Source organism: Microbacterium sp. UBA3394, from assembly GCF_002358725.1.
GTDB classification, from domain to species: Bacteria; Actinomycetota; Actinomycetes; order Actinomycetales; family Microbacteriaceae; genus Microbacterium; species Microbacterium luteum.
The window spans coordinates 1-6928 of sequence record NZ_DEPK01000191.1 but is presented as its reverse complement, the minus strand read 5'-3'; the positions used below and the strand labels follow the sequence as shown (position 1 = coordinate 6928).

Annotated in this window: 7 protein-coding genes and 2 pseudogenes; 2 read left to right on the top strand and 7 right to left on the bottom strand. The window is 70.9% G+C overall.

Annotated features, from left to right (window positions below):
• A pseudogene (locus B4E30_RS11460) lies at positions 1-667 on the top strand (GNAT family N-acetyltransferase); the annotation flags it as partial.
• A 3-nt stretch (positions 668-670) separates the two neighbouring features.
• Here the strand turns inward: B4E30_RS11460 and mutM are convergent.
• The 6 genes from mutM to B4E30_RS11430 all read right to left on the bottom strand — a co-directional run bounded on the left by mutM (position 671) and on the right by B4E30_RS11430 (position 5831).
• The gene (gene mutM / locus B4E30_RS11455) at positions 671-1579 is read right to left on the bottom strand and encodes a bifunctional DNA-formamidopyrimidine glycosylase/DNA-(apurinic or apyrimidinic site) lyase (RefSeq protein WP_194385110.1); all 909 of its coding nucleotides are present in this window, start codon (positions 1577-1579) and stop codon (positions 671-673) included.
• Positions 1572-2276 (bottom strand): ribonuclease III, encoded by a 705-nt coding sequence (gene rnc, locus B4E30_RS11450; RefSeq protein WP_194385109.1) that lies wholly within the window; start codon positions 2274-2276, stop codon positions 1572-1574. Before rnc ends, mutM begins: the two co-directional genes overlap by 8 nt.
• Before the next feature lie 19 nt (positions 2277-2295).
• Positions 2296-2505, bottom strand: coding sequence for a 50S ribosomal protein L32 (rpmF, locus tag B4E30_RS11445; protein ID WP_045297913.1), 210 nt, complete (start codon positions 2503-2505; stop codon positions 2296-2298).
• A 39-nt stretch (positions 2506-2544) separates the two neighbouring features.
• The gene (locus B4E30_RS11440; RefSeq protein ID WP_194385487.1) at positions 2545-3018 is read right to left on the bottom strand and encodes a YceD family protein; all 474 of its coding nucleotides are present in this window, start codon (positions 3016-3018) and stop codon (positions 2545-2547) included.
• A 119-nt stretch (positions 3019-3137) separates the two neighbouring features.
• Complete coding sequence (coaD, locus tag B4E30_RS11435; protein ID WP_071043171.1) at positions 3138-3635, bottom strand: pantetheine-phosphate adenylyltransferase; 498 nt, start codon at positions 3633-3635, stop codon at positions 3138-3140.
• A gap of 27 nt (positions 3636-3662) precedes the next feature.
• A complete protein-coding gene (locus B4E30_RS11430; protein ID WP_286795385.1) occupies positions 3663-5831 on the bottom strand; it encodes an ATP-dependent DNA helicase RecG in 2169 nt (722 codons plus the stop codon).
• 53 nt (positions 5832-5884) lie between these two features.
• On the opposite strand from B4E30_RS11430, the gene B4E30_RS11425 reads away from it, so the two are divergent.
• A complete protein-coding gene (locus tag B4E30_RS11425) occupies positions 5885-6487 on the top strand; it encodes an RsmD family RNA methyltransferase (RefSeq protein WP_194385107.1) in 603 nt (200 codons plus the stop codon).
• Here the strand turns inward: B4E30_RS11425 and B4E30_RS11420 are convergent.
• Positions 6457-6928, bottom strand: a pseudogene (locus tag B4E30_RS11420) (thiamine-phosphate kinase); the annotation flags it as partial. The gene B4E30_RS11425 and the pseudogene B4E30_RS11420 overlap by 31 nt on opposite strands.

The following is a 6928-nucleotide window of genomic DNA, read 5'->3' as shown; positions in this document are numbered from 1 at the left end:
GGGCGAACGTCTTGCACCGCCGACGGGGTTCGGCAGCATCCCCCTCGATCACGCCGCGCGCTTCTATCGACGGCACGGCTACACCCTCGAGCAGATCGAGCGATGCAGCGCCTTCGACCTCACCGCCGCACCGGATCGGGTGCAGAGCCTGCTCACCGCTGCCCGGGCGGCGGCCTCCGGCTACCGGGTCGTGCCGTGGATGCTGCCCACTCCCGCGGAACGCGTCGCCGGGTACGCCTGGATGAAGTCGCGGATGTCGACGGATGTTCCCGCCGCCGCGCTGACCTTCGACGAAGAGGCCTGGGATGCCGCCCGCGTGGAACGGCACGACGCCCTGTGGCTCGACGGCGGCCACCGCGTGCTGGTGACCGCCGCAGAGCACATCGCCACCGGTGAGCTGTGCGCGTTCAACGAGCTCGTGCGCGGCTCCGCTCCCGGTTCGGTCACGTTCCAGGAGGACACGCTCGTGCTCGCGGCGCATCGCGGGCACCGCCTGGGCATGCTGGTCAAGTGCGCCGGACTGCTGCGGTGGCGCGAGATCGCGCCGGACTCCCCGCGCGTGCTCACCTACAACGCCGAGGAGAACCGGCCGATGCTCGACATCAACGAGGCACTCGGATTCGTCCCCGTCCTGTACGACGGCGCCTGGAAGAAGACGCTGACGTGAACCTCAAGATGCGCGCTTCTGGCACCGGGCGCAGAAGTGGCTGCTGCGGTTGGTGAACGACACCCGCACGACCGGATGCCCGCAGCGCGGACAGGCCTGCCCGGTGCGCCCGTAGACGTTCAGCGAATGGGCGAAGTAGCCCGCCTGCCCGTTGACGTTGACGTACTGCGCGTCGAAACTCGTCCCACCCTCGGCGAGGGCCTTGTGCAGCACCGCGCGAACCTCGGAGAGCAGGCGCCGCACGGCTCGAGTGGCCAACGCGGACGCCGGCGTCTCGGGATGGATGCGAGCAGCCCACAGGGACTCGTCGGCATAGATGTTCCCGATGCCGCTCACGACGGTCTGATCCAGCAGCACGCGCTTGATCGCGGAGCCCTTGCGACCCAGCGCCTTCCGGAAGTCCGCCTCGGCGAACGCGGGGTCGAGGGGGTCGCGGGCGATGTGAACGACCTGCGTCGGAACGGTCGCGGCCGGCCAGCCGGCGCCCCCGGCCGCGGCGTCCGGTGTCGGCACGAGGGCGTCCCAGGCGAGCGAGCCGAAGGTGCGCTGATCGGCGAACACGACGGCGAGCTCGCCGTGCTCGGGGTGCTGCACGTCGAGGCGAATGCGTTCGTGACGCTCGGGGGGCGAACCGGCGGGACGAAGGAGCAGCTGACCGCTCATGCCGAGGTGCGCCACGACGCCGACCGATTCCTCCGGCGCTTCCGGCAGGAGCGGGAGCCACAGGAACTTGCCGCGGCGCGCGGCCGCCTGCATCGTCCGCCCCGTCAGTCGCGCCTCGAAGTCGGCCGCGGTGCCGGGGTGCCGTGTGAGTGCCCGGTCATCGAGCACCGTCACGGCGGTCACCCGGGCGCCGCTGACGGCGGGGGCGAGGCCCGCACGGACGACCTCGACCTCGGGCAGCTCAGGCACGCGCGCTGAGTTCGTGCCACGCGGTGAGCGCCGCGGCCATCTCGGCCTGCTTCTTGCTGGTCCCGACGCCGACCGAGGAGTGATCGCCGACGGCGACCGTGGCGGTGAACACCCGGTCGTGGTCGGGACCGGTGGAATCGACCTCGTAGACCGGCGCCGGACGCTCGAGCCTCGCGGCGAGCTCCTGGAGTCCCGTCTTGGGATCCATCGCGACGCCGTAGCGCTCGGGATCCGCGAGCAGCGGCTCGACAAGCCGCAGGACGAGGGAGGTCGCCGCGTCCGGACCCGTCGACAGATAGGTCGCGCCGATCACGGCCTCCATGGTGTCGGCGAGGATCGAGTCCTTGTCCCGCCCGCCCGTGCGGTCTTCGCCGACCCCAAGACGCAAATGCTCTCCGAGCCGGATGCCGCGCGCGACCTCGGCCAGCGCGACGGTGGACACCACGCTCGCACGACGCTTGGCCAGCGAGCCCTCGTCGAGCTCAGGATGCCGGGTGTACAGCCGCACGGTGACGGCTTGGCCGAGCACACTGTCGCCGAGGAACTCGAGACGTTCGTTGTGCGGTCCTTGGCCGTTCTCATACGCCCACGAACGGTGCGTGAGCGCAAGCGACAGAAGCTCGGGGTCGATATCGACCCCGAGCTTGTCGAGAAGGGACGCGTCGGACGCCGTCGCCCGCGTGCCACGCTGCGCCATGATCAGCCGCGACGGCCGATCAGACGTCGGCGACCTTGCGGCCCTTGTACTCCAGGAACAGCTCCGTGCCCTGCGAGTCGGTGACGACCTTCGCCTGGTGCGGACGGCTGTAGACGGTCTTGCCGTTCTCGACGGTCTTGACGAGCGTGGGGGCCTCGGCCTTCCACTGCGCGCGGCGTGAGCGCGTGTTGGAACGGGAGACCTTCCGCTTCGGGGGGTTACCTGCCATGGCTGACTCTCTTCTGTGTTCTCGGCGACCTGCCCGCCCTCACGGGCGCGAGGTGTCGTCGTGGTCTGTGGTGTAGTCCTGCAGCGCGGCCCAGCGCGGATCGATCGGAGCGGGCTGCTCCTGAACCGTGCGCCCCGTCAGCCTCTCGCCCGTCACGGGGTCGAGCCCGGGACAGTCCGGCTGACACACCGGCTGGAACGGAAGCGACAAGACGATCGCTTCCCTGACCGGAGGTTCAAGATCCACGTGGTCGTCGTGAACCTCGAAGTCAGTTTGTTCCGATCCAGGATACGCGAAAAGCTCCTGAAACTCGACTTCGACCGGTTCCGACACATCGGTGAGGCACCGACCGCAGACGCCTCGGTAGTCGGTGTCGATGTCCGCGGAGACGAGAATGCCCTCGTGAACCGACTCCAGACGCACGTCGACGGTGATCGGCTCACCCTGCGGAACCGAGACGAGGCCCTCGCCCCACTTCTCGGGAGCAGTCACCTCGATCTCGAACTCGCGCATCTCACCCGGGCGGTGGGTGATGTCGCGGACGGGGAGGACGAACGGTCCCTGACTGTGCTTGACCACGGTCGACAATGCTACCCGTGCGAAGCGGGAGGCGGGCCGGTCGGAGCATCCCGTCAGATCCCGCGGGCCCCCGTGTCGAGGAAGCGCGCAACCGGCGCAGGCACGAACGGCGACACGTCGCCGCCGAGAGCCGACACCTGCCGGACCAGGGAGCTCGACACCATGGCGTGGGCGGGGTCGGGCAGCAGGAACACCGTCTCGATCTCGGCGAGGTGCCGGTTCACGATGGCCATGGGGGTCTCGTATGCGACGTCCACCTGTGAGCGGATGCCCTTCACGAGCACGCCCGCTCCGACCTCCACCGCGTAGTCGACGAGCAGACCGACGCTCCAGGCCGCAACGACGACGTCGCCGTCGACGTCGCCCTCGGCGATGGATTCCTCCAGCAGCGACAGGCGCTGCGCGATCGGAAGCATCGCCTCCTTGTCCGGATTGTGCACGACCAGTACGTGCAGCCGGTCGTACAGACCCGCGGCGCGACGGATGACGTCGAGGTGGCCCAGGGTCGGCGGGTCGAAGGATCCCGGGACCACGGCGACACGGCTGCTCATGCAGCCAGCCTAGCGGCGCGGCCGTGCTCAGTTCTTGGCGAGGGCTGCTCGTTCCGCCATCCCCACCCTCCGCGCGAGGGCCGCCTCCAGCGCGGGGTGACTTTCCAGGGCCGGATCGGCGGCGAGCACCTCCTCGGCCGCGGCGCGCGCGTGGGCGATCATGTCGGCGTCGGTGACGACCCGGAGCAGTCGCAGCGATGTGCGCGCCCCCGACTGCGCGTCACCGAGCACATCTCCCTCGCCCCGCAGCTCGAGGTCCACCTCGGCGAGGGCGAATCCGTCGAGGGTGCGCGCCACCGCATCGACCCGGTCGCGCGCGGGACTGCCTCGCTCGGCCTCCGTCACGAGCAGGCACAGGCCCGGCACGCCGCCGCGGCCGACACGCCCCCGCAGCTGGTGGAGCTGCGACACACCGAATCGATCGGCCTCGAGGATGACCATCGTCGAGGCGTTGGGCACATCGACGCCGACCTCGACGACGGTCGTGGCCACGAGCACGTCGACCTCGCCGCGGGCGAAGGCCTGCATCACGGCGTCCTTGTGCTCGGCGGGCATCTTGCCGTGCAGCGTCTCGACGCGCAGCGCCGCGAAGGCCGGGTGCCCCGCCAGCAGCTCGGCGACCTGCACGACGCCCCACCGCGTGCGCGCCGGGCCCGTGCCCGCCGCAACGGCGTCAGCGACGGGGTCGTCGGCGCCGTCGCGCACGGCTCCTCCGCGGCCGTCGGCGTCGATCGCCGGGCACACGACGAACGCCTGGCGTCCCTGCGACACCTCTTCGGCGATGCGGTCCCACACGCGAGCGAACCAGGCCGGTCGCTCGGCGACCGGGGCCACGTGCGTCTCGATGCCTGCTCGACCGGCCGGCATCGAGCGGATCGTGGAGACGTCGAGGTCGCCGAACACCGTCATCGCGACGGTGCGGGGGATGGGTGTGGCCGTGAGGACCAGCGCGTGCGGAGAGGTTCCCTTCGCCCGCAACGATTCGCGCTGGTCGACTCCGAACCGGTGCTGCTCGTCGACGACGACGAGCCCGAGGTCGGCGAAGGTCGTGCTCTCGCTCAGGAGGGCGTGCGTGCCGACGACGACGAGCGACTGACCCGACGCGACGCGCAGGGCTGCGCGGCGTCGTTCCGCTGCCGAGAGCTGCCCGGTGAGCAGCGTCGGCATGATCCGCGGAGCGAGTTCGGGGCCGAGCATCCTGGTGATCGAGCGAAGATGCTGAGCGGCGAGGACCTCGGTCGGCGCGATGAGGGCGGACTGCCCCCCGCTCTCGGCGACCTGGAGCATCGCTCGGAGCGCCACCAGCGTCTTCCCCGAGCCGACCTCGCCCTGCACGAGACGGTTCATCGGCCAGGCCCCGGCGAGGTCCGCGCCGATGCGCGCACCGACCTCGACCTGATCCTCGGTGAGCTCGAACGGCAGTCGCGCATCGAAGTCGGCCAGCAGCGCGCCCGGTGTCCGGGCGGTCGCCGACATCGCCCGCACGAAGTGACGCTGCTGCAGCAGCGCCGCCTGCAGCACGAAGGCCTCGTGCATGCGGAGCGTCTGTCGGGCTGGTTCGATCTGCTCGTCGAAGTCCGGACGGTGGATGCGTTCGATGGCGGTGCCCAGCGGAAGCAGACGCGCAGCCTCGCGAAGCCTGTCGGGCAGCGGGTCGGGCACGGGGTCGAGCACGTCGAGCGCGTGGTGGACGAGCTTGGTGATCTGCCAGCTCGTCAGCGTGCTCGTCGCCGGATAGATCGGGATCGGAAGCTTCGCCCACGCTTCGGCCGACATGAGAGCGGTGTCGATGTCATCGAAGAGTTCGTAGGCGGGATGCGTCAACTGCACCGACCCGCGGTACTCCCCCACCTTTCCCGAGAAGGTGCCGCGACGCCCCGGCCGGAGGTCCTTCATGCGCCAGGACTGATTGAAGAACGTCAGCGACATCTCGCCGGTGCCGTCGCCGATCACGACCTCGAGGATGCTCCCGCTGCGGTTGCGCATGCGCCGTTCGCCGACGCGGCGCACCTCGGCCACGATGGTGACCGTCTCTCCAACGGGCAGTGTGAGGATGGGCGTCAGCTCGCCCCGACGGGCGTAGCGACGAGGATAGTGGCCGAGCAGATCGCCCACGGTCCTCATCCCGAACGCGCGCTCCAGCGTCTTGGCCGCCGTGCCGACGACACCGTCGAGGCGGGAGTCGAGGGTGGGCATGGCAGAAAGTCTAGGCACCGCCACCGACGCCCCCGGCTTTGTAGGGTGGAGCGGTGACCCGCATCATCGCCGGAGGCGCCGGCTCGATCCCCCTCGAGGTCCCCGACGCCGGCACGCGACCGACTTCGGAGCGCGTGCGCGAATCCGTGATCGGGGCGCTCGAGTCCGCCGGGGCGATCGCCGGATCCGCTGTCCTGGACCTGTACGCCGGCTCCGGGGCGCTCGGCCTGGAATGCCTCTCCCGCGGCGCCACGTCGGCAGACCTCGTCGAGAAGGCACCGAAGGCGGCCGCCGTCGCCACGCGGAACGCCCGACGAGTGGCCAAGGCCATGGACGGCGTGACGGCGCTGGTGCACCGGTCCAGCAGCGACGCGTTCCTCCGCGGCACGTCTCATCGGTTCGACCTCGTGTTCCTCGATCCGCCGTACGACCTCGCCGACGCGGAGCTGACCGAGACCCTCGCGCTCGTGGCCGGAGTGCTCTCCGCCGACGCGGACGTCGTGATAGAGCGCGCCACACGCTCGGGCGAGCCGACCCTTCCGCCGGGACTCCGCTGGCAGCGATCCCGACGCCACGGCGACACGACGATCTGGTGGGCGCGGCCGGAGCCCGCTGGGGAATCGGATCAGCCCCGGCCTGCGTCCCAGTCGGCGTAGGGGTCCCAGCCGCCACGACCTCGCGGAGCCTGCCCGTCAATGAGCACGGCGTCGCCTCCCGCGGGGACCACCCTCCCGACGACGCGGAAGCCCTCCGGACGTGAGGCCTGCGGCGGGAAGGTGGCCAGCAGCGCGTGGTCCTCGCCGCCGGACAGCGCCGATTCCCCGCCGATCGCCGACGAGCGCAGATCGATCGTCACCCCCGAGGCGGACGCGAGGCGTGTCGCGTCCAGCACGAGCCCGTCCGACACGTCCATCATGGCCGTCGCCCCCGCGCGGGCGGCTGCGGGACCGGCCGCGATGGGCGGCACCGGACGGAGCTGACGGGACAGATCGAAACGCTCCGCCGCGTCGAGCACGCTCTCGTCGACAGCGACCGGCGTGCCGTCTCGGTCGCGGAATCGCTGGAACAGCAGCCCGAGGCCGCGCGCAGCAGGGCCG